Source organism: Parabacteroides caecihominis, assembly GCF_023656785.1.
GTDB lineage: Bacteria > Bacteroidota > Bacteroidia > Bacteroidales > Tannerellaceae > Parabacteroides > Parabacteroides segnis.
Genome location: NZ_JAMOKS010000001.1, coordinates 239,813 through 264,180, shown reverse-complemented (window position 1 = coordinate 264,180; position 24,368 = coordinate 239,813). Strand labels below are relative to the sequence as shown.

Below are 24,368 nucleotides of genomic sequence, written 5' to 3'. Positions count from 1 at the left end.
ATAATATCATAATATATGATACTTATCTCAGAATACTATCTGATAATACCGATAATACAGTCAGCTTGCTATCCTCTCTTATACTCGGAAGGAACAATCCCTGTCTGCTTAATGAAAGAGCGGCGGAACGTACTGATGGAATGAAACCCCGAGCGTTCGGCAATCTCCTGGATGCTGGCAAGCGGCTCGGCATCCATCAGGCGCTTGCTCTCTTCCACCCGGAATTGATTCACATAATCCGAAAAAGACATTCCCAGCTCCTTATTGAATAATTGCGACAGATAAGAACGGCTGATAGGGAATACCCGTTGTAAATCCGTCAGCCGAAGGTCATCCCGCAGATAAGGTTTTTCTTTCTCAAACCAGGTATTAACCTCTTCGGCATAACGTTTGAAAAGAAACCCCTGCTGTTCGTCGTCATCTTCTTCCTCATCGTTTTCATCCACCGGAGAATTCCATCCATCCTTAAACGTACGGTCAAGCTGGATATTCTTGAGAAACAAAGTCTTATAAAAGAAGTAAAACCAAACGACAAGCAACACCGCCTTATCAACCACATAGAGGAGCGGAGCATCCGTAAGCAGCAATATCAGGTAAAGGACATACAGCATCGACAGGATAACCATGGTCCTTTTCAGCCAAATCAAATCATAATTCTCCGGGTCAGATACATTCTCGCTAAGATAATCCGTATATTCTTTCCCGTATTTCATAACCAGATAAACCGGCAAAGCCATATAAAAAACAGTCAGTGCAAAAACAAGTAAACGAAGAAATACGTCCAGATTGAAAAACGCAAAAACATCTTTCATCGAATAATAAACATGTATCTCTCCACCCGATAAACGATACGTTAAATAAGAAAAACCTCCTATCAGAACAGGAGAAAGAAAAATCGAAAAACGTTTAAAAGTAAGGTATCCGGGACGCAGTTTTTCTATCACATAAGCGGCCAGGCAGGCAACCACAAAACAACTGGCAATAAGTACGTCGGGATGGAACGCTTCTTTTGCTTCATGCAGATAAAAATTAACTATATTCCGGATTACAGCCATCAAAGCCCACATAATCATGCTCCAGCCTAAAATATGTCGTGCTCTGTTACCGAACGACCTCAGCAACATCATAATCCCGCCCAATATACATAGGCCAATTATTTGCATACTCAATAAAAACTGTATTTTTTCCAACATACTTTACTACCCCGTTTTAGTATAAACAATTTGATTCCTCAATTAGTTGATTTGCACTCTATTTAGACAATTTGACGCCCCTGGATTATTTGCACCATGCGCTTTTATACCATTTCATCGTGATTTTATACCGTATGATCCCTCTCTTCCCTCAAACTGCCGGATATTTGCAATATGAAATTTGATACAAAAATAGCATAAAAGTATGAGAAATTTATTACTATTAATTACACTGATTTCGGGTTTGGCTGGTTGTTCACACGAGAGCAATTTCTCAGCCATTGAGAGTATTAGCGCGAAAGAAAAGCCATTAAAAATTATTACACGTATTTTAACTACTAAATCGGCGAATTTCGTGCAGGAATTTAAAGAAGGTTCGGAAATAGGGCTGCTGATTACACGCGAAAGCGACGGCGGACTTTATGACGAGGATAGTGATTATATAAATGTAAAAGCAGAAGCAAATTTAATTAGTAATAAAATCTCCTGGCGGCAAACGCCGGAAGTCACACTTAATTTTGACCCGGCCACCGTGTATGCCTATTATCCATATCAGCCGCAGATGAAGCTCGGAACAGCAAGCATTCCTGTGAAGCTGTCGCCCGATGCCACTCAAACCCGCGACTATATGTATGGCACACACGCTCTCGGCCAAAAAATAGTAAACAGCATCTCCCCGGTGGTCTTGCTGAATATGGAACATGCGCTGTCGCTCATTTCTTTCCAGGTGAATCTGCCGGAAGGAGAAAATGAAAGCTATCAGCTAAGTGCCATACAGATAGGAAATAAAGCCGGAGGAAGCGCCCTGATATGCAAAGGCATGATGGACATCAGAAACGGACGAATCACTAAAATAGCCGGTTGCAGCACCTCGACCCGTCTGAATCTGCCGGAACCGGTTACATTAGGTAAGGAATATTGCAAAACCCAACAGATCAGGGTGATTCCGACAACGACACCCATAGCGGAAGGAGACATCGAAGCTCTCTTCACAATCAACGGGAATTCATATAAGTACAAGATGCCTGCACAGACGATGTGGGAAAAAGGACATAAATACCTCTACAAATTAACTCTCAGCGGAGAGGCTCTTACATTGAAAGAGGTATCCGTTACCGACTGGATACAGGGTAACGGTGAAGATGCTACAAGCAGCATTATGTAAGTTTTATTTTAACGAACTAACTCGTGAGAGTTACGTATACATTTAATTAATACTAAAATAGTAGTAATGAAGCCGGCCCCGAATACCGCGTCCTGCACTCAACAGGACACATATTCCCTCTCAACTTATCGCCGACAACACTCTTTTATTTGACTATAAACCTTACCGGGGCCGGTTTCATTATGCTACTATTTTCTTTTCATCAAAAATTCAATACGTATTATTTCATCAAATAGAGTTATATTTTCCATATTTTCCCTACTTTTGTTTTCCAACGACTATTGTGAATACAACGGAAATAGATGATCGGGACTGAAATACATAACTTCAACACTTTATACACTAAATTCTACAGAAAATCCTTTCTGTTCACTAAATCCTATGTACATGACGAATGTATCGCCGAAGATATTGTATCGGACGTCCTGATTAAATTATGGGAAATATTGAAGGAAAAGGAGATAGAACATATTGAAGCCTTGCTATTGACGACATTAAAAAACAAATCGCTCGACCACCTGAAACACGAAGCTGTCAAAACAGAAGCACTTCACACCTTGACGGATATGAAACAAAGGGAGCTGGATATCCGCATCTCTACGTTGGAAGCATGTAATCCCGAAGACATATTCTCTACCGAAGTGCAGCAGATTATCACAGCAACTTTAGCTCTTCTGCCAGAACAAACCCGGCGTGTCTTTGAAATGAGCCGCTTCGAAAACAAAACAAATAAAGAAATAGCCGAAGAACTCCAACTTACAGTTAAAGGCGTTGAGTATCATATTACAAAGGCATTAAAACCTTTGCGTGAAAATCTGAAAGATTACCTGCCGCTCTTCTATTTCTACTTTTTTTTCCAATAATTTTTCACATTCCACTAGGGTTATCACTCAATGAATCGTTTTAATAATAACGGGGCATGAAACACATCCCCACAAAAGTAAAGGAATGAACCAGGAATTATTAAATAAATATATCGCAGGTGATGCAACTCCGGAAGAAAAAGAAGAGGTTGCCCGCTGGTTGGATGCCGACAAGAAAAACATGAAAGAGTTTCTTGCCCTGCGTAAACTATATGATATATCCATTTGGCAACAGGAGCAAACTCCTGTTGCCAAGGATAACTTATCCTTGGCACGGAAACGATGGACGCTGCAATCAATCACCATTGAACTGACCAAAGTAGCAGCCATATTCATCCTTTCACTGATGATCGCATACTCATTCCTTATAAACAAAGACGAAACAGAGGCAGCCAGTATGCAAACCATTTTTGTTCCACCCGGACAACGCGCGGAACTAACATTAACCGATGGAACAAAGGTCTGGTTAAATGCAAAAACAACTTTTACATTTCCCAACAAATTCACAGCCAACAGTCGTAATGTGACCTTGGATGGTGAAGGTTATTTTAATGTCACAAAAGATGCTGAAAAACCTTTTATCGTAAAGACTAAAAAATATAATATAAAAGTATTGGGAACCGAATTTAATGTGACAGCTTATTCCGGTTCTCCGGTTTTCGAGACCTCTCTGTTAAAAGGCGCCGTAGAGGTTATCTCGCCTGCCACCAACGATAGAACGTACTTAAAACCCAATACTCACATTTATGAAAAAGACGGCGTATTAAAAAAAGGTATTATAGAGCACCATTCTTATTTCTTATGGAAAGAAGGTCTAATCTGTTTCTTTGACGAACCGGTAGGAAAAATGATAGAAAAGCTTGAATTATATTATGATATAAAAATTGATGTACAGAACAAAGAATTACTCAAAAACAAATATTCTGGAAAATTTCGGACAAAAGATGGCGTAGAACATGTACTAAAGGTTCTTCAGCTTAATAATAATTTTAGCTACATAAAAAACAATGATCTGAATCTAATCACCATTAAATAATTAATCACAAAAACAGTTAGCCTATGATGTAAATGAAATGAACTAACAAAAAAACCGGCAAGTGCTCCAACACCTACCGGTTCAAAGTAAGTCAATACCCGACTTCTTTCCCTAAATATCAAAGTATTAACTAACACAATTTACAAAAGTATGAAAAATATTTTGTACGAGAGTTTTTTTGTTCCTCTTAAACTAAATTTTAAACACACATTTCGCATTATGAAATTAGCTTTTGTGTATCTCTTCATTTTAGTATCCGGGATATTTGCTACAGAAACAGCTTCCCAAACAATGAAGGTTTCTATTATTGCGAAAAATATCTCAACAGAAGATCTCATGCAGGAGATTGAAAAACAGACAGATTATCTGTTTGTTTATAAAAAAGAAGAAATTAATCTGCATCGTAAAGTAAATGTTAATGCAACCGATAAAACCGTTGCTGAAGTATTGAATCAGGTTTTCAAACAAACCGATATTGTTTATGCTATAGAAGGTTCTAACATCATGTTGATGAAAAAAGGAAAAGAAAACCTTCCTTCCACAATAACACAACAGAAAGGACGTATCATCAACGGTGTTATTATCGATGCCAAAGGAGAAACGATCATTGGAGCCAATGTATCTGTCAAAGGAACGACTATCGGCACAATTACTGATATAGAAGGAAAATTCAACTTGAATATTCCCGACAATGCAACGTTGCTTATCTCTTATATCGGCTATATTTCTCAGGAAATCAAAATATCTAATCAAAGAGACCTGACCATCATTTTAGCAGAAGACAACCAGCAACTGGACGAAGTAGTCGTAGTCGGTTATGGTGTAGCAAAGAAGAGTGATCTCGCAGGCTCTGTGGTACGTGCTAACCTCTCCACATTGCAGGAGTCGCCCAACGTGAACCTGATGCAAGGTTTACACGGTACCACTCCTGGTCTGAACGTAGGTCAAGTGACTTCCGCCGGATCCGAACCTACCATCTCCATCCGTGGAAAGAACTCCATTAGCGGAACCAGTTCACCACTCATCGTACTTGATGGTATCGTATTCCGGGGTAATATGACAGATATCAACCCGAACGACGTGGAATCGATCGACATCCTCAAAGACGCTTCTGCCGCCGCTATCTATGGTTCACAAGCCGCCAACGGCGTTATCCTCATCACTACTAAGACCGCAAAAACGGCAAGCAAGCCAATCGTGTCTTATAATACCTCCATCACTTTGCAAAGTCTGAGCAACAAATCACTTCTTCCCGAAGGACGCGACGGATTTATCCGCAAAGTAGGTGATGCTTTTTTAAACGAAAGCCGGATACTCGACGAAGACGGATTACCCACCTCACAGATGAATCCTTCATGGGACCCCATGTCAAAACTTGACTCGGGTTTACAAGGAGCTTATGATGATGGTACTGACATCAACTGGTGGGATCGTTTCACTAATGCAACACCCTACATCTGGAGTAACGATGTAAGTGTGCGCGGACGCAGCGAAACATCCGGTTATTTTATGTCTTTCGGCTATCTTGACCAGAAGAACCTGATTTTGAATGATACCTATAAACGTTATAGCATCCGTATGAACCTCGACACACAGGTAACCAAGTGGTTAAAACTGGGTACACAATCATTCTTTACCTTTAGTGATTATTCTGGTTCCTCCCCAGACCTGAGCGTAGTAGTGAAAATGCCGCCACTGTTTGTTCCTACTGATGAAAACGGGAACTATATTGATCGCTATACCGCTTACAATAACCCCTACAACACTATCTCAACGGATAATCTTGATACACGTAGCCACTTGTCGGGTACATTCTATGCTGATGTTGACATTCCTTTCATCAAAGGGCTGAACTATCGTATCAACGTGTCTGAGAATTTGATTATGAATAAAGACTTTAGCTACAACAAAACAACGGGGACAACCAGTACCTCCGGAGGTTCCGCATCTAAAGCCAATGATTCGCAATACACTTGGTCGGTAGACAATATCGTCACTTACAAGCGTACTTTTGGAAAACATGATGTCAATGCCACTTTCGTATATGGTGCCGAAAGACGGAAATATGAATACACATTGGCTGGTGCTAAAGATTTCACCAATGGTGCACTGAGCTACAACGATTTCTCCACTGCAGATGCTACCACAAAAACAGCAAATGCCAGCGCATGGCAAGAATCCAGCCTTTACACCATGTTACGCCTGGGTTATGTCTATGCCGGAAAATACATCTTTACCGGTACGATACGCCGCGACGGTTTCTCCGGCTTTGGAGCAAACAACAAATTTGCCGTATTTCCATCGGGAGCCGTTGCATGGCGCATCAACGAAGAAGAATTCATGAAATCTCTCAACTGGCTGGATAACCTGAAGCTGCGCCTCTCTTACGGACAGAGTGGTAACCGTACCATGTCACGCTACGAAACCCTCGCAAAACTAACACCTTCCACTGGGAACGGTAGCGGATACATCTCCAATTTAGGAGAAGTAAATGCAGGACAATATATCTCCAAACTGGCTAATGATGATCTGAAGTGGGAGACTACTACCACCTTCAATGTTGGCTTAGACTTCGGAACATTCGGTAACCGTTTATCCGGAACATTCGATGTTTATAAATCGAATACCAAAGACGTACTCTATGCCATCAATATTCCTTCCATGAATAGTGTAAATACCATCTCATCAAATATCGGTAAAATAGCGAATGCCGGGTTCGAAGCATCCATCACGGGTACACCGGTCAAAACCCACGACTTCCAGTGGGACATCACATTCAACTATTCCATGAACCGTAACAAGGTAGTAAGCATCACAGGTGTCGATGCCGACGGCGATGGTAAAGAAGATGACCTGCCATCGAACAAGATCTTCATTGGCAAACCTTATGGCGTATGTTACGACTACCGCATCAACGGTATCTATTCACTTGATGATGCCCGCAACGGACTTATTCCCGCAGGATACGAATACGGTGAATACCGTGTCGTAGATCTTAACCCTGCCGCAGACGGTTCTTATAAGATTACGGCAGAGGACGACCGCGAGATAATAGGTTATACCGATCCGGCATACAGATTTGGTGTGCAGAACACCTTTACTTATAAAAATTTTGAACTGAAGTTCTTTATAAATTCCGTTCAGGGAGGTTCCAAGTATTATTACGGACAACCAGGAAGTTCACTGCGCGACCCGGGTAACATCTATAAAGACAATTCCTTCAAATTCGACTACTGGACACCGGAGAATCAAAACGCCACTTACCGTAAAATTGGTCGTTATAGTTCAGGCATGAGTGCTAGTTTTTCACCTTATCAACAACGCAGTTTCGTGCGTCTGCAAGATGTATCACTCTCATACACGGTACCTAAAGCTTTTTTGAATAAAATAGGCTTCAGTTATGCCAAAATTTTCATCACAGGTAATAATCTACTGACCCTTACCAAGTGGGACGGATGGGATCCGGAAACCGGTAGTGGCATGGATTACGGTGCTTATCCTGTGCTAAAAAGTTTCTCAGCAGGTTTGAATATTGAGTTTTAATCCTAAATTGTTCAGATTATGAAAATAATAAAATATCTATTAATACTGCCGACACTGTTGCTTACTATGTTGGCTTGTAATGAATCCGCTTTTCTGGAAGAAAAATCCTATATCTATGATGCGGAAACTTCGTTACTTACGAAGGAACAGTTTCAACAATCACTCAACTATTGTTATAACCGGGTACGTTACCTACATGGTGCCAGCGATAATGCCGATGTAGAACAGGTATTTTTCCTCGGTACTGATTTTCAGTTTGAAATTGCCAACAACTGGCCCAATGGTAAGTGGAACGACTATAAAAGCTTTGTTGTACCTACCAACGGATGCTACAATACTATATGGGAAGCTTTATTTCAAATCATCGGTAACGCCAATCTCATATTAAACCGCCTTCCAAATGCAGCAGAGGTAGCAGATACGGACAAGGACGTAATTCGTGGTGAAGCATTGTTACTACGTGCCTACGCTTACAGGATATTAGCTCATTGCTGGGGAGACGTACCAATCGTAAAGGATGAGATTTCAACTCCACGCCGCGACTTCGTGCGCGACAGTCGCAAGACCGTTTATGAATTTGTACGTGATGACTTAAAAGAAGCAGCAACACTCCTGCCTGATATCGAAACAGCCCGTGACGGACAGGCCAACGCCCAGGTTGCACAACACTTATTGGCTGAAATCTACATCTGCCTGGGTGAATACCAGCAAGCTGTGGACGAAGCTTCCAAAGTTATCAACCACCAGGGATTAAGCTTGATGACCGAACGATTCGGCACAGCAAAGGACAACACCATTGCCTCTGTAGACGGCAGTACAGGTGACGTATACTGGGATTTGTTCCGCCTGAACAACCAAAATTACAGTGATGGTAACCGCGAAGGATTATGGGTACTACAATATAGCAACGTGTCCAGCGACCCTGGTAACGGGTTGAAAACAACCCTCCGGGCCAATGCTTTATTGGAAAACATCACTATCAACGGACACAATATGGATGGATCGGAAGCTACGGATGCCAAAGCTTTCTATGGCACGTCAAGTACTTCTTACAATGCGAACGAATTCCGTGGAGGCCGTTCTAACGGACAGGCTCGCCCTACGCATCACTTCCTTGAGGAAATTTTCGATGACACGGATATCCGCGGAAAAGGTTTGAACATTTTGCGTGATCTGCGCGTGGAAAATCCAAATCTACAGGAAAAAGGTCAGTGGATGATTCAAAGCGGCCTTTACACTCCTACAACAAAGGAAGAACTGACTACTGAGAATAATGCCCTGAGATGGTATTATCCGGTCATCACAAAAGTGTACCGCATGTTCCAATATGAAGAAACTCTGTATAGCCCGGAAGGAACAGATGTTTACGGATCACATATCTTGTTGCGAACCGACCAGTCGTGGCGTATGAACAAAGACGATTATGCTATCCGTCTACCTGAAACTTATCTGTTGCGTGCTGAAGCCTATCTAAATCTGAACCAAAAAGACAAGGCAGCAACCGACATCAATGCTGTACGCATTCGTGCAAAAGCTACGCCCGTGGAAGCAAGCATGGTCGATATTGATTATATTCTCGATGAGCGCCTGCGCGAACTGTACTACGAGGAGCTACGTACCGTGACACTCTGCCGCCTCGGTAAACTCTACGACCGGGCTAAAGCATACAATATCTACACTGCCCGGACTATCGAAGAATATCATAATTTATGGCCCATACCATACACTGTAATCGAACGAAACAGTGAAGTGAAGTGGAATAATAACCCTGGGTATTAATAAACCTAAAACAAGTTTGTTAGGAACTGCTTCAATCGAAACAATTCGTTAATCTGATACCCGCATATATAGAAAGAGGATGTGTAAAAACTGGCATATCCTCTTTTTTTGTCAAATTGTATTCACTACAAAAAATAGGGAAACCACATCAAAAACATTCCTTTTATCGCCGGAAATTATATGTCTCGTCCTGATTAAGGTTGACTGTGTATTAAAAATCCGGTTATAGGTTATCTGCAAATGTAAAAAGCAGACACATTTTCATCTGTTTTCTGTAGGATATGCAGCTTTTTTTGTTGATTACGCGACTTATTTTTGCCAAAACAGGCAGAAAAAGTTCCGAAGATGCCCGTTTGAGGGCTTTTCACACCCGGGTGTGAATGGTCGTAACACCCGGGTATAAAAGGGAGTGAGACCCGGGTGTCAATGACATTTATTTACTACAACGTTGATAATTAGTAGTATACAAGGGAATAACAGAATGATAGGTTCGTGATAGATGAGTGATAGATAAAAATGGTCAACTATCACTCACATAAAACATGTTTATCAAGGTATATAAAACAAAAGTGATAGTGTGATAGATGTTTTAAAATTTTCTTAAAAAGAATATAAGGTAGACCGATTAAGCTTATACAAAATTTTCCAGTTTAAAATAAAAAGAGTGTTTCTTCTTTCCCTAATATGATTTGCGTGAAATATGTGAAAATGGGACAAAAGCAGAAGCAAGCCTGGGTATCATGGATAGTCAAAGTGTCCGTTGGGGGGGAATAATCGTTCTCTTTATGTTCTTGATGGGAACGAGAAAGTAAAAGGCTTTAAACCAATAGTTAAAAGGTGGATTGTTGAAAGGACCTTTTCTTGGTCTGACAATTATAGGAGCCTCTGCCGAAACTATGAATTCACATTCGATTCGGCAGAGGAAATGGTTAAAATCGCATCTATCAGGATGCTATTGAATAAAATTTAAACAGGTTTTTATTTTAGGAAAGATGATTTGTTCCACATGATTAGGTACTTATCTCATAAATAACTTATATTTGCATTTAGATAAATACAATAGTTCTTCTAGAACAAAGTTATTAACCTATGAAAATAAAGGCATTCCCCGAGCAAGAAAAGAAAATCAGATTTGAAGACGTCTATCTCTCATATTTCTCAAAGATGAAGTATTTTGCAAAAGAATACGTTATCTCAGAGGAAGATGCCGAAAATATTGTGCAGGATGTCTTCGTTGAACTTTGGGAAAACAAAGAAATGCTCAATATGCATATGAATCTCATCGCCTATTTGTTCACTACCATAAAAAACAAATGCCTGAATCATCTTCGTCACAAATTAGTCGTACAAGAAACAGCCAACAAACTACAGGAAGAATACACCATCTCCCTACGAATGAATTTAGATTCATTGGAAACCTTCGATAACAACCTTTTTTCCGATCAGGATATTGAAAAACTCATTAGCCGTGCATTAGATGCCCTTCCCGAAAAATGCAGGGCAATATTCATCATGAGCAAAATTGAAGGAAAAAAACATAATGAGATAGCTCAGGAATTGAATATTTCTATTAATACCGTTGGTAGTCAAATAGGTATCGCCTATAAAAAACTAAGAACTGAACTCAAAGATTACCTTCCGATACTGCTGTTTCTCTTCTCTTTATAAGAAATCCGAAAAAAATAATCTTTTTGTTTAACGATTTTCTCCTGTATAGGTGTCTACTATATACAAGGACAAAATTATGAATGAACAAATAATAAAATATTTCCAGGGAGAACTTAATACAACAGAAAGACTGCGGTTTTTAAGACAGGTGGAAGCGGATGGTGAATTGAAAAAACAATTCATCGAATACAAAAATATGCATGCTCTATTACATCTTTCCGACCAGGCGGATAATAAAGAAGAGAACAGACAGGGATATATACTGTTCAACAAAATTATCCGGACAAAAAAGATGCGTAAAATCATGTTGTATGCTTCCAGCTATGCAGCAGCCATCACATTACTGGTTTTATCGACCTACTGGCTCACCACCAGTCATTACGATACTCAACAACCTGTAGCGAACATCGAAAATATCCTTTATGTACCGGCTGGTCAACGTGTACAATTGACTTTACAAGATGGAACCGAAGTCTGGCTGAACTCTCAAACCAAGTTAACTTATCCGGCTTTATTCACAGGAAAAGAACGGAGAGTAACTGTAGAAGGTGAGGCTTTTTTCGATGTAGCTAAAAACCCCGATAAACCGTTTATCGTATCTTCTCAGGGAGTAGAGATGAAAGTTCTGGGAACAAAATTCAATGTTTATAGCTATCCGGGAAAAGAAAGTATCCAGACTAGCCTGCTGGAAGGAGGATTAAAAGTCTATTTTCCACATACAGAATCTAAAGGAGTTATCCTGAAACCGGAAGAACAAGTAACGATAAAAGGAAACCAAATGAAAGTAGGGTCTTTACCCCATGCCGACTACTTTCTATGGAAAGACGGTATATACAGCTTTATTAATGAACCACTTATTGATATATTAAAGAAGCTGGAACTTTATTATGATGTAAAGATTATTGTAAAAGATCAATCCATATACAATTGGGAATATACCGGAAAATTCCGTCAGCGGGATGGTATTGATGAAATTCTACGTATGATACAAAGAATACACAAATTCAAAATCAGCAAAGATGAAGAAAGTAATATCTTCACTTTAAGCAGATAAACATGTATAATCATTAAAACAGAATGCCTATGAAGAAACATTTTTAGAAGCAAAAACGGCAGATGCTGTAACATCCGCCGTTGGCAATCAAGTAAACACATCAAGTCAAAAATTTTTAGTATTCACTTAATTATTAGCAAAGATATGAAAATAAAAACTTTGTTACCACTCTTTATTGTACATGATAAACACTTTAAAGAATATTTTAGAATCATGAGAATATCGCTATTTATGTTATTCGTCTGTATTTTTCAACTGATGGCAACAAATACAGAGGCACAGAATGCCATTATGAAACTGGAAACAAATGTGATATCTATCGGGCAACTTATCAATCAAATAGAGAAACAAACAGACTATCTGGTGGTATTTCGTAATCGGGAAGTAGATACAGAACGGAAAATACATGTTCAGGAAAAATCAGGAAAAGTAATTTCATACCTGAAAGATGCCTTCGACGGTACGGATATCAGTTACGAATTTACCAACAAATACATTTTGTTATCTAAAAAAAATCAGCCGAATATTGTCAACGAAACCCAGCAGTCAGCCAGAAAGATTACAGGTACGGTTAAAGACAATAATGGAGAACCTATAATTGGTGCCAATGTATCTGTTAAAGGAACAACAAACGGAACGATTACAGACACAGAAGGAAACTTCAGTTTGGAAAATATATCAAATAAAGATGTTATCGTTATTTCCTACATTGGTTATACCCCACAGGAAATCAGAACAGGAAATCAAAATAATATAAAAATTATCCTGAAAGAAGACTCACAAGCACTGGAAGAAGTCGTTGTTGTAGGTTTCGGTACGCAAAAGAAAGTAAATCTGACCGGTTCTATCGGTACGGTTAAAACAGAAGAAGTTCTTAAATCACGTCCGGTAACAAACGTACAAGAGTTGCTATCCAGTTCTGTTCCCGGTATGGCCGTAACGAAAGGTAGTGGGGCAGCCGGTTCAGGAGCCAGTATCAATATCCGCGGAACATCTACCATTGGAGGTAGTTCCGGTGTTTTAGTACTAATCGACGGTATGCCGGGTAATATTTATACATTGAATCCAAATGATATCGAAAGCATATCTGTATTAAAAGATGCAGCATCAGCCGCTATCTATGGCTCCCGTGCTGCAAACGGTGTTATTCTGGTAACCACCAAGACGGCTAAAGCAACCGATCGTCCTGTCGTTGAATTTTCCAGCAACATAGGTATACAGAACCCGCAATTCAAATTAGACTTTGTCGGAGCAGAAGATTTCATGCGTTTGTATGACCAGGCCATGATCAATGATGGAAAAGAAGCGGTTTACGGAGAGCAAGGCATTCAAGATTTACATGCCGGCAAATATGCAGATAATAAATGGTATAAAGAAATCTACAAAAAAAATACCGTTATCAACAATACACATATAGCAGTATCCGGTAAAGAAAAAGCTATTTCCTATCGTTTCTCCGTATCTAACGACTATCAGGAAGGTAACTTACCGAACAATAACTACAATCGTTTGGTATTCAAACCAGATATGCGTTTCCAAATATTAAAAAATCTGGAAGCACACGCCAGCTTACAGTATACACAGACAAATATCCAAAATCCGAATGGCGGAACAACCATTTGGCAGACACAGGCTGCACGTATCTCACCTGTTACACCTATTTTTAATCCTGACGGTTCATATGCTGCCGGTGGTGCAATGGGAGGTAACCCGATTGCAGGTGTTAATGAATCCGGATATTCCAAAGAAAGACATAAAGAGATGATGGCTATTTTCGATGTCACTTACTCTCCTTTAAAAGATTGGAATATAAAAGGAAGTGTTGCTACATATTCTCAAAATACAACAACAAAGAACAGAGTAAATACTTATTATCTGTATGACAAAGAAGGGAATATAGCTAAAACAGAAAACAGAGTTTCTTCATTGAAGGAAACAAACTCGTATAACTTCCGCACACAGTTACAGTTTACATCCGATTATTCTTTTAAAATATCCGACAATCACAATTTCAAAGTATTGGCCGGTTATTCACAAGAATATTACAAAACAGAAAATTTCTGGGCATCCAGAGAAGATATGCCTTTTGCCGGTATAGATGTATTGGACACCGGTAATACAAATAAACAAAACGGAGGTAATGCCCAGGACGTAGCTGTCCAATCCTGGTTCGGTCGTTTAAACTACGATTATCAAGGTAAATATCTATTTGAAGCGAGCGTACGTGGTGATGGTTCTTCCCGTTTTGCCGAAGGACATCGTTGGGGAGCTTTCCCGTCTTTCTCCGCCGGCTGGAATTTACATCGTGAATCTTTTATGGAATCAACGGCCAACTGGTTATCAGAATTGAAGATCAGAGCATCATGGGGTATTTTAGGAGATGCCGAAAAAGTAGGTTACTATGCAACAGCACAAGTTCTAAGTTACGACCCTAAAATTTATACATTCAACGACAAATTAGTCGGTGGTGCTTATAATAATGTAGCTATCAATCCTAATATAACATGGGAAAAAGCGAAAGTTAGTAACTTCGGTATTGACTTTGGATGGCTGGAACAGCGTATAAAATTATCTGCCGATTATTTTATGAATATGAGAACAGATATTTTATATACACCTCCTGTACCCAGTGAATTCGGATTATCCGCTCCTTTATCAAATTTACTGAAAATGAGAAATGAAGGTATGGAAATTATGGCCAGCTATCAGGATAGTAAAAATGATTTCCGTTGGGGAGTAGATGTCAATCTCAGTTATTCAAAAAACAAAGTGTTAGAGATGGGTGATTCTGAAAGATGGATCGAAGGAAATTCTGTGACTTATTTGAATGACCGGTATCAATTACCATTCGGTTACGAAGCAATCGGTCTATTCCAGAGTGAAGAAGAAATAGCCAATTCACCGAATCAAGGAAATGTGTTACCAGGCAATATTAAATATAAGGATCAAAACGGTGACAAAAAAATCGATGGTGAAGACCGTGTCGTACTTAACCGAAAAATACCTGTAAATTTTGGTCTGAATCTTTCATTCGGATATAAAGATTTTGATTTCTCCATGAATATGTATGGTAAACTGAATACTAAAAAGTATCTTCAGGGATACGAAGGATGGGCATTTTATCTGACAGACAATGCACGACCGATGCATCTGGACGCATGGAGTGAAAGTAATCCGAACGCTTCTTATCCACGTCTGACATTATCGAATACATCCAATGATTATGATTCAAGATACAATAGTTTTTGGTTGCGTACAGCCGACTATCTGAAGATTCAGAATATACAGATTGGTTATACTATTCCGAAAAGTGTATTGGAACGTGTAAATATCAAATATTTGAGATTATATCTATCCGGACAAAACCTGGCTACTATCACCGGATACGACGGATTTGATCCGGAAGGAGGCTGGTATCCGTTGTCAAGAACATTCTCATTTGGTTTTAATCTTCAATTTTAAAAATCATGAAACAATATAGTATTGCATTTTTATTAGTTTCTGCCTTAACATTCGGCAGTTGTTCTGATTTCTTAGATAGAGATCCTCTTTCCCAGGCTTCGGAAAATACCTTCTGGCAAACAGAAGCGGATGCACAAACAGGTGTAAATGCTTTATACCCGTTACTACCCGATTCACGTGATTTCTGGCGCGACTGTCAAAGTGATAATTCGCTGATGACAAATGCCTGGGGAGAAAGTGGTTTGGGATATATTTGCCAAGGTTCACACAATGCAGCAACCGGTTATCTTTCCGAAGAATGGAAATACGACCATATCCGTAGAATTCTTTACTATTTAGACCGTCTGGAGGGCATGGAAATCGATGAGGCTAAAAAGAAACGTTTTGAAGGAGAGGCCCGTTTTATCCTGGCATTACGTTATTACCGAATGACACGTCATTTCGGTGATATCCCATTGATCAAAGAAAAACCGATTGACCTGGAAGAAGCAGCGTTACCCCGTTCTCCAAAGCAGGAAGTATTAGATTATGCACTTGAAAACGTAAATAAAGCGATCGATTATTTACCGGAAACCTATTCCGGTGATGATATTGGACGTATCACGAAGGGAGCAGCTCTGACACTAAAAGCCGACATGTATCTGGATATGGCAAGTTACGCTAAATTCCATAAAGGACAGGATGCAACCGATCTTTGGAAAGAAGCAGCCAATGCAGCAAAACAAGTTATTGATCTGAATCTATATGGCTTAGAAGATGATTTCGCCTATATATTCAAGGCGGAAGCTAATAATAATAACAAAGAAGTTATATTGGCTTTTCAATACAAGGAAGACGAGAAAACGCATATGTTACCAATTCTAGCTTCTCCGGCAGGAACCGGTATAACCGGACAAGGCTGGGCAAGTTTCTGTCCAACTCGCCAACTGGTAGATTCTTACGAAACGACAGATGGTAAAACTATTTATGAATCCGATTTGTATGATAAGAATAACCCGTGGGATAACAGAGATGCCCGTTTGAAAAAAACATTCTTCCTGCCAGGCTATGAATGTTTACGTCCGAATGGTTCTTATGAGCCTTATATGCCGCATCCGGCCTATAACAAAGATGAAAGAATCAACCACGAAGGGGGCGGTATCACAGGTTATATGTATCTGAAATATAATGATCAGGAATTAGAAAAACCCGGAGCTTCATGGACAAATTTCAGTCTTTACAGATATGCGGAAGTTCTTCTGATTTATGCTGAGGCTCTAAACGAATACGATCCGAATAATACACAGATTGCATGGGCAGTCAATCAGGTGCGCGAACGTGCTGAATTGCCGGGAGTAGATAAGTTAATCGGTAATCAGGAAGCTATGCGGGAAAAGATCCGGGAAGAAAGAAGACACGAATTCGTAACCGAACATAAGCGTTATTTTGATATCTTGCGTTGGAAAACAGCCGAAAAAGTACTGAATGAGCCGGGAAACGGTATCAATAAGGATGAAAAGGCTCCTATTGGAGACTATACCGTAGAACAATTCCTGGGACAAAACCGTACTTTTGATGCAAGTAAACATTACCTGTGGCCGATTCCTCAGTCAGCAAGAGATAAGAATCCTAACTTAGGGCAAAATCCGAATTGGTAATTATATTAACAAGAAAAAGCCGATCCGGATAAAGTCGGATCGGCTTTTTATACTAATTTTAAAATATGAACAAATTAATATTACTAACAATTTGTACACTCGTTTCCGGAGCCATTGCATCTCAGGAATGGAAGCCACAACAATGGCCGGTACTGAAAAATTACGATCAGGATCATCTTTTCCAGATCGCGCTCCCATTAGGAGGCATCGGGACCGGAACGGTATCGCTGGGTGGTCGCGGAGAACTCCGGGATTGGGAGATCATGAATGTACCTGCCAAGAAATACAGTACGGTAACAACCGGAAACAATGCCCCGTTCTTCGCAATCTATGCGAAGCCGCAAAATCAGGAAGCCACCACCACTCTACTGGCTGGTCCTTTATACCCTCAGGAATATCTCCATTATGAAGGTCGTCCGGTAAATCATCATGGCTTACCTCGCTTTGCACAAGCTTCATTTGATGCTACTTATCCGTTCGGACAAGTACATTTATCAGACAAAGACCTGCCGGTAAAAGTCACGATAAAAGGATTCAACCCGCTTATTCCGGGGGATGCAGAAGCAAGCGGATTACCTGTTGCCGTACTTTCCTATGAAGTGACCAATACAACCAGTCAACCGATGGAAATTGCTATTTGTGGTTCCATGCGTAATTTTATAGGAAAAGACGGAAGCAAATTCCGTACCGACTGGAAAGGAGACTATATCCCAACCGGTGTAAAAGACAATAAAAACAAATATGTTGAAAACAATGGAATAAAAGGAATCTATCTCTATTCAGACGGAGTGGATAAAAATGATCCTGCCTGGGGAACAGTCGCTCTCACGACACAGGCAACCAGTGGAGTAAGCTACCGTACTTCATCGAAAGCCGACAACTGGAATAACGGTATCCTGAACTTCTGGGATGATTTCAGTGCCGACGGTATGCTAACCGAGCGAAACAAACAGGAAGATGAAGACCCGATGGCCTCACTCTCCGTAAAAAAAACAGTAAAACCGCAAAGCACGGAAACATTCACATTCTATATCACCTGGAATTTTCCAAACCGGAAAGCCTGGTCCTCCACAGTTGTCGGAAATTATTACAGCCGTCAATATACAGATGCCTGGAAAGCGGCAGAAACAATCATTCCGCAAATTCCCGGACTGGAGAAAAAAACCTTATCTTTCGTAAACGCCTTACTCAATACTTCTTATCCAGACGTTGTAAAAGAAGCAGCATTATTCAACCTGGCAACCTTACGGTCGCAAACCGTATTCCGTTTACCCAGCGGTCATATGATGGGTTGGGAAGGCGTAATGGACCGTTTCGGTTCTTGTGCTGGTTCTTGTACGCATGTCTGGAACTATGAAACAGCTACTCCTTATCTATTCGGAGAACTGGCAAAAACAATGCGTGACGTAGAGTTCAACTACGCAACCAAAGAGAACGGCCTGATGAACTTCAGGGCCTCTCTCCCACTAAATGAAGCAAATAAAGGAAACAGTGCCGCAGCCGACGGACAAATGGGCTGCATCATGAAGATATACCGCGAATGGCAACTTTCCGGAGACACTGATTTCTTGAAAAATAACTGGGAACAGATCAAAAAAGTACTTTCTTACGCCTGGACTGAAAAGGGTTGGGATGCCAACCAGGATGGCGTAATGGAGGGTTCTCAACACAACACTATGGACGTGAATTACTTTGGCCCTAATCCTCAAATGGGTTTCTGGTATATGGGAGCACTGAAAGCAGCGGAAAAGATGGCTATAGCTATGAAAGATAAAGGCTTCGCCCAAAAGTGCCAAACGTTATTCGAACAAGGCAGTAACTGGATGGACAAAAATTTGTTCAACGGCGAATATTATGAACACAAAATAACCGATCCGGAGACATTTGAATACCTCGATATGAATAATCCGAATGTCAAAATTCCATCTTTCCAGCTAGGTCCCGGTTGTCTGGTAGACCAGTTAGTCGGCCAATACATGTCACATTTATGCGGGCTGGGTTATCTCGGAAACAAAGATCATATTCAGACAACCATGAACAGCATCATGAAATACAACTACGTATCAGACTTCAGCCGTCATTTCAACAATATGCGTTCATATGTGATGGGCAATGAATCCGGGCTACTTATGGCATCCTGGCCAAAAGGCCGTCTGGAAGTACCATTTCCTTATTTTGCTGAGGTAATGACAGGGTTTGAATACTGTGCAGCCGTAGGTATGATTTACGAAGGAATGGAAAAAGAAGCACTCACCTGTATCCGGTCCATCCGCGACCGCCATGATGGGGCAAAACGTAATCCATTCAGCGAGCCGGAATGCGGTCATCATTATGCCCGATCCATGGCAAGCTGGTCTGCTATCATTGCACTTAGCGACTTTCAGTATTCAGGCATTGATAAAAGTATGAAAATTACGGCACGCCCGGGAAATTATTTTTGGAGTAATGGCTATTCATGGGGAACTATCGACGTCAGCGACAAGGATATCACAATTGAAGTAATAAGCGGTTCTCTCCAATTGAAATCCCTTACCGTCGGTAACGAAAAAGAAATGCGGTTAAAGCATTTTGACCTGAAAGAAGGCGACAAACAAGTCATAAAACGATAAAGTCATGGGTAAATCAAACATTATCTACTGCTTACTCGCCTGTTTGTTCCTGAGCGGAGGGTGTATCCAAAAAGAAGCAACCACTCACCACTCCCAACACAAAGCAGACTGGCAAACCGTCCTGCAAGACAAACTCCCTCTGCTGGGCCACCGTAACTGGATTGTTATCACAGATATGGCTTATCCGTTACAAACCCGGGAAGGTATCACCACTTTATATGCAAACGAGCCTTATACGGAAGTTCTGGGCACAGTAAAAAAGATGGTGGATAACTCTTTGCATGTGTATGCCCATATCTATCAGGACGAAGAACTATCTTTCCTGGAAGAAGGTTTTTGCCCGGGGATAAATGATCTGAAAACAGAGATGGGAAATGTCCTTCCGGCAACTGAAATAACAAGCATCAAGCATGATGACCTGATTGCCCGGCTGGATAGCATCAGCAATCTGTTTGAAGTAGTCATCATCAAGACAAAACTGACAAAACCCTATACTTCCACCTTCTTCGAACTCGATTGTAAGTACTGGGACAGCGACAAACAAACGATACTCAACGAACGAATCGCAAATACCGGAACAAATCAACTATAAACAGATCGAGGGATGCCATAACAAAGGCATCCCTCTGCTTTTTCAGCCAAAATACATAACATTAATATCATTATTGAAACATTATTCTTCTGATTAATAGTTATTTTTGCTTCAATACATATTCTAAACTAATCACCCATGAAAAAACTTTTTACCCTTATTCTATGTGCCTTATCGCTGTCCATTGCTGCACAGACGACACAGTTATCTCCCGGCCATCCGGACCGCATCGCTAAGACAGACCTGAAGAAAGGTTTTGCAACGCCACCCAAAGGGTATGGTGAAGTACCTTTTTACTGGTGGATGGGAGATACACTGACCAAAGAACATCTTACCTATCATCTGGACCAGATGGCAGCTAAAAAAGTAACCAGCCTACAAGTAAATTATGCCCATTCGGACAAAGGAGGCGTCAGCTATGGACTGACTTTCCCTTCCAAACCGGCCCTGTTCACGGAAGAATGGTGGGACCTGTTCGGATGGTTCATGGAGGAAGCAAAGAAACGGAATATGACCGTCAGCCTCAGCGATTATACTTTAGGAGTGGGACAAGGTTCCTATGTAGACGACGCCCTCAATGAAAATCCCGGACTGACAGGAGCCGAACTGAAATTCGAAAGCGATACGATCCAGAATAAGTATGCAAAAACATGCCACGACCAGCTACTCTCCCTCTACGCCTACCAATTGGGAACAGATGGGAAAATCATCGAAAACTCAGGCATAGACCTGTCCGGAAATCTTACAGGCAACAAAATTGAATGGCAATCACCCACGGAAGGAAACTGGATCGTCACCCAGGTATACAGCGTAGCTAAAAAACCTTCGCTCGACCCGATGCACCCTCTTTCCGGAAAAAGCTATGTCAAACACTTCTTCCAACGGTTTGAAGACGGTTTCCCGGAACAATCCAAAGGAGGACTGAACTTCTTCTTCTCCGATGAGCTGAACTTCAATCTGCATGGTTATATATGGAATTCAATCTTCAGAGACGAATTCCGGAAACGCAAGGGATACGATATCGTTCCTTATCTTACCGCCCTGTTCACCCATATCGGTCCGATTACACCTAAAATACGGCTGGACTACAACGATGTCATGGTTTCACTGAGTGAAGAAAACTTCTTTATTCCGGTATACCAATGGCACGAAGACCGTAACCTGATCTATGGTTGCGACCATGGCGGACGGGGAAAAGATGTCAGCGAATTCGGCGATTATTTCCGTACCCAGCGATGGAACCAGGCACCGGGTTGCGACCAGCCAAACCTGGGAAAAGACATTATAAAGAACAAAGTAGCCTCCTCCATCGCCCATCTTTATAAACGTCCAAGGGTATGGCTGGAAGGTTTCCACAGTAGTAACTGGGATACCAATACAGCCAATCTGACCGATGCCACCTTTGCCAACTTCGTGATGGGGCAAAACCTGCTCAGCCTGCATGGTTTCTACTACAGTACAATGGGCGGCTGGTGGGAATGGGCGCCTCCATGTAATCATACCCACATGCCTTACTGGGAAGAAATGGGACCGTTCCTGGAATGTACCGAACGTCTCAGCTACATTCTCTCCCAGGGATACCACCGGGCCGATGTCGCTATCCTGTATCCGGTAGAATCAGTTGTAGCCGGTTACGACCAGACGGCTGTGCAAAAAGCATTCAGCTTGGGAGAGTATCTATACCGGGAAGGTGTCGATTTCGACTTTATGGATTATGAATCGCTTGCAAAAGCCACTATAAAAAACAGCAAAATCCATATCTCTGGCGAAGAATTCAAAGTATTGATCATCCCGTCCATGAAAGCAATCCGTCATTCTTCATTGAAAAAAGCCTTGCAGTTCAAACAGAATGGCGGGATAGTCATCAACCTGGGAGAGTTGCCAGAAGCAACGGAAAAGAAAGGATTGAACGATCCCGAAGTACGTTCGTTACTAAACAAACTGTTCAGGTCCGACAGCAAGAACGCGTTTGTAGCCAAGGAAAACCAAGAAGTGCTCGACATTCTCGACACAAACCTTACCCGCGACTTCCGCATCCTGTCACAACAACCGCAAAAAGATATGCCATACATTATGCACCGTAAACTCGGAAATAAGGACCTGTATGCCGTATACAATGTTCCTTCCGGTACCGATTGCTTTTTCCGAGCCACCGGAGGAATCGAATTATGGGATCCCTGGACAGGTAAAACAAAAGAAATTACCGCCTCAAAAACAACAGACGAAGGAACCATTATCCAAATACCAATGGAAAAACAAGACCTCCATCTATTCGTCTTCGATCCGGCCAAAAAAGCTATAATTGCAGAAGTACCTCAAACGAACGTCTCCAAAACCATATTACTCGACGGTGAATGGTCATTCGACCTCAAACCCTCTTTAAATAATAAATTCGGAGACTTCCACTGGCCTGCGACCGATGAACTGCTGGGCGCTTATATCTATAAAGCCAGATACAACCAGGCCTTTTCCGAAACAGCGGACTGGCAATCTCCCTCCTTCGACGATTCAGGATGGAAAAGCCAGACTTTCACCTACGGAACCAAGTTTATGATACTGGAAGCCACTCCTGAATTATCAGAGATAAAACTTCTCTCCCATCTTCCCTATCAAAACAACAGGGTTCAAATCGATAATAAGGAATATGCCTGGAAGCCTTATGAATTTTCATGGCGATGGGGTGTTGAGAACGATTACGGTCATCAGGGATGGCATGGACTGAAAGCCACTGTTCACGATGATTTCATCCGCATGGGTAAACTCGAAAAAGAATTCAGGGAAACAGTCCGCGTAGAAGATCCTAACGGAAACAAGAACTATTACTTCTATTCAAACGTTTTAGCTCCCGAAACGGGTAATTACCAACTGATATTCGGAGTACTAAAACCGGCCGATATCTACATCAATGGTAAAGCAGTCAGCCCCTCCACTTCTACCGTCACTCTTAACCGGGGAACCAATGAAATCGTTCTCCATTACGATACATTCGGGGTAACTTACTGTGTGGTGCGTAAAGCCGGAGATACCCCCCGTATACTGAAAGAAGTTACCGCAGAAAAACCTCTTGCTACGAATTTCCGGGGAGACTTATCCCTTTTGCCATTCGATATAAACAAAACCGAAGAGCCTACTTACGGCCAATACCGCTTTACCTCTGCTCCCGGACTGAAGAAACTCGAGTTTTCAGCCTTCGGTGAAACCAAAGTCTGGGTAAACGGTGCCTTATGCAATCTAACCGTAAAAGAGAAACGTCCGGACGGCCTGACCCGGTATGAAGCCGTAGTGACCAATCCGTCCAAACGGATATCAACCGTAGCCATATCCATAAAAGAACCCTGGGGAAATGCCGGAGGCGCCGCTATCGACGGCCCGATCAAACAAACCTGCGGGGACGGTCTGATTTCCGCAGGAGACTGGACACAGATAGAGGGTCTTTCTACTTATTCCGGCGGTGCCTGGTACCGGAAAAACATTCATCTGGAAAAGAATAACGGAGATAAAATATATCTGAACCTGGGACAAGTGGTCTCCACAGCCGAAGTCTGGATAAACAAGCAGAAAGTCGGATTGAAGCTCACCCCGCCCTGGCGTTTCGACATCACGGAATATATAAGGGAAGGAGATAACCAGATCGAGATATTGCTTTACAATACCGCAGCCAACTATTACCTGTCTGTCCCGACCATGTACCGGGGCAGTACGAAAGCCGGTCTGTTGGGTACTGCATCAATTGAAATAGTCCGTTAATCCGAGACCCCCACTGTATA

13 protein-coding genes are annotated in these 24,368 nt (G+C 41.4%); 12 read left to right on the top strand and 1 reads right to left on the bottom strand.

The window, feature by feature from the left end:
- Positions 1 to 68: 68 nt before the first annotated feature.
- A complete protein-coding gene (locus tag NBH14_RS00730) occupies positions 69 to 1,193 on the bottom strand; it encodes a helix-turn-helix domain-containing protein (protein WP_128134699.1) in 1,125 nt (374 codons plus the stop codon).
- Between the two features lie 205 nt (positions 1,194 to 1,398).
- Between NBH14_RS00730 and NBH14_RS00725 the strand changes: the two genes are divergently transcribed.
- The 12 genes from NBH14_RS00725 to NBH14_RS00665 all read left to right on the top strand — a co-directional run bounded on the left by NBH14_RS00725 (position 1,399) and on the right by NBH14_RS00665 (position 24,348).
- Entirely contained in the window at positions 1,399 to 2,358 is a 960-nt protein-coding gene (locus NBH14_RS00725) for a fimbrillin family protein (RefSeq protein ID WP_128134700.1), read from the top strand.
- Between the two features lie 302 nt (positions 2,359 to 2,660).
- A complete protein-coding gene (locus NBH14_RS00720) occupies positions 2,661 to 3,221 on the top strand; it encodes an RNA polymerase sigma-70 factor (RefSeq protein ID WP_186957940.1) in 561 nt (186 codons plus the stop codon).
- 85 nt (positions 3,222 to 3,306) lie between these two features.
- Positions 3,307 to 4,257: a FecR family protein gene (locus NBH14_RS00715; RefSeq protein ID WP_128134701.1), complete on the top strand. Its 951-nt coding sequence runs from the start codon at positions 3,307 to 3,309 to the stop codon at positions 4,255 to 4,257.
- Positions 4,258 to 4,476: 219 nt separating this feature from the next.
- Positions 4,477 to 7,800 (top strand): TonB-dependent receptor, encoded by a 3,324-nt coding sequence (locus NBH14_RS00710; RefSeq protein WP_186957938.1) that lies wholly within the window; start codon positions 4,477 to 4,479, stop codon positions 7,798 to 7,800.
- An 18-nt stretch (positions 7,801 to 7,818) separates the two neighbouring features.
- Positions 7,819 to 9,579 carry a RagB/SusD family nutrient uptake outer membrane protein gene (locus NBH14_RS00705; protein ID WP_186957937.1) on the top strand — a complete coding sequence of 587 codons (1,761 nt, stop codon included), beginning with the start codon at positions 7,819 to 7,821 and terminating at the stop codon, positions 9,577 to 9,579.
- Between the two features lie 1,089 nt (positions 9,580 to 10,668).
- Complete coding sequence (locus tag NBH14_RS00695; protein ID WP_186957936.1) at positions 10,669 to 11,247, top strand: RNA polymerase sigma-70 factor; 579 nt, start codon at positions 10,669 to 10,671, stop codon at positions 11,245 to 11,247.
- Between the two features lie 76 nt (positions 11,248 to 11,323).
- Positions 11,324 to 12,301 carry a FecR family protein gene (locus NBH14_RS00690; protein ID WP_186957935.1) on the top strand — a complete coding sequence of 326 codons (978 nt, stop codon included), beginning with the start codon at positions 11,324 to 11,326 and terminating at the stop codon, positions 12,299 to 12,301.
- A 258-nt stretch (positions 12,302 to 12,559) separates the two neighbouring features.
- Complete coding sequence (locus tag NBH14_RS00685) at positions 12,560 to 15,763, top strand: SusC/RagA family TonB-linked outer membrane protein (RefSeq protein ID WP_250817038.1); 3,204 nt, start codon at positions 12,560 to 12,562, stop codon at positions 15,761 to 15,763.
- A gap of 5 nt (positions 15,764 to 15,768) precedes the next feature.
- Positions 15,769 to 17,400: a RagB/SusD family nutrient uptake outer membrane protein gene (locus NBH14_RS00680; RefSeq protein ID WP_250817036.1), complete on the top strand. Its 1,632-nt coding sequence runs from the start codon at positions 15,769 to 15,771 to the stop codon at positions 17,398 to 17,400.
- A 65-nt stretch (positions 17,401 to 17,465) separates the two neighbouring features.
- Complete coding sequence (locus NBH14_RS00675) at positions 17,466 to 20,009, top strand: GH116 family glycosyl-hydrolase (protein WP_186957932.1); 2,544 nt, start codon at positions 17,466 to 17,468, stop codon at positions 20,007 to 20,009.
- 4 nt (positions 20,010 to 20,013) lie between these two features.
- Positions 20,014 to 20,601, top strand: coding sequence for a hypothetical protein (locus NBH14_RS00670; RefSeq protein ID WP_186957931.1), 588 nt, complete (start codon positions 20,014 to 20,016; stop codon positions 20,599 to 20,601).
- 138 nt (positions 20,602 to 20,739) lie between these two features.
- Positions 20,740 to 24,348, top strand: a complete 3,609-nt coding sequence (locus NBH14_RS00665; protein WP_186957930.1) for a glycosyl hydrolase — start codon at positions 20,740 to 20,742, stop codon at positions 24,346 to 24,348.
- The last annotated feature ends 20 nt before the right edge of the window (positions 24,349 to 24,368 follow it).

Coding starts and splice junctions, on each gene's coding strand:
- NBH14_RS00710 (WP_186957938.1), top strand. CDS start 4,477: ATGAAATTAGCTTTTGTGTATCTCTTCATTTTAGTATCCGGGATATTT.
- NBH14_RS00730 (WP_128134699.1), bottom strand. CDS start 1,193: ATGTTGGAAAAAATACAGTTTTTATTGAGTATGCAAATAATTGGCCTA.
- NBH14_RS00690 (WP_186957935.1), top strand. CDS start 11,324: ATGAATGAACAAATAATAAAATATTTCCAGGGAGAACTTAATACAACA.
- NBH14_RS00670 (WP_186957931.1), top strand. CDS start 20,014: ATGGGTAAATCAAACATTATCTACTGCTTACTCGCCTGTTTGTTCCTG.
- NBH14_RS00685 (WP_250817038.1), top strand. CDS start 12,560: ATGGCAACAAATACAGAGGCACAGAATGCCATTATGAAACTGGAAACA.
- NBH14_RS00705 (WP_186957937.1), top strand. CDS start 7,819: ATGAAAATAATAAAATATCTATTAATACTGCCGACACTGTTGCTTACT.
- NBH14_RS00715 (WP_128134701.1), top strand. CDS start 3,307: ATGAACCAGGAATTATTAAATAAATATATCGCAGGTGATGCAACTCCG.
- NBH14_RS00720 (WP_186957940.1), top strand. CDS start 2,661: ATGATCGGGACTGAAATACATAACTTCAACACTTTATACACTAAATTC.
- NBH14_RS00665 (WP_186957930.1), top strand. CDS start 20,740: ATGAAAAAACTTTTTACCCTTATTCTATGTGCCTTATCGCTGTCCATT.
- NBH14_RS00695 (WP_186957936.1), top strand. CDS start 10,669: ATGAAAATAAAGGCATTCCCCGAGCAAGAAAAGAAAATCAGATTTGAA.
- NBH14_RS00725 (WP_128134700.1), top strand. CDS start 1,399: ATGAGAAATTTATTACTATTAATTACACTGATTTCGGGTTTGGCTGGT.
- NBH14_RS00680 (WP_250817036.1), top strand. CDS start 15,769: ATGAAACAATATAGTATTGCATTTTTATTAGTTTCTGCCTTAACATTC.
- NBH14_RS00675 (WP_186957932.1), top strand. CDS start 17,466: ATGAACAAATTAATATTACTAACAATTTGTACACTCGTTTCCGGAGCC.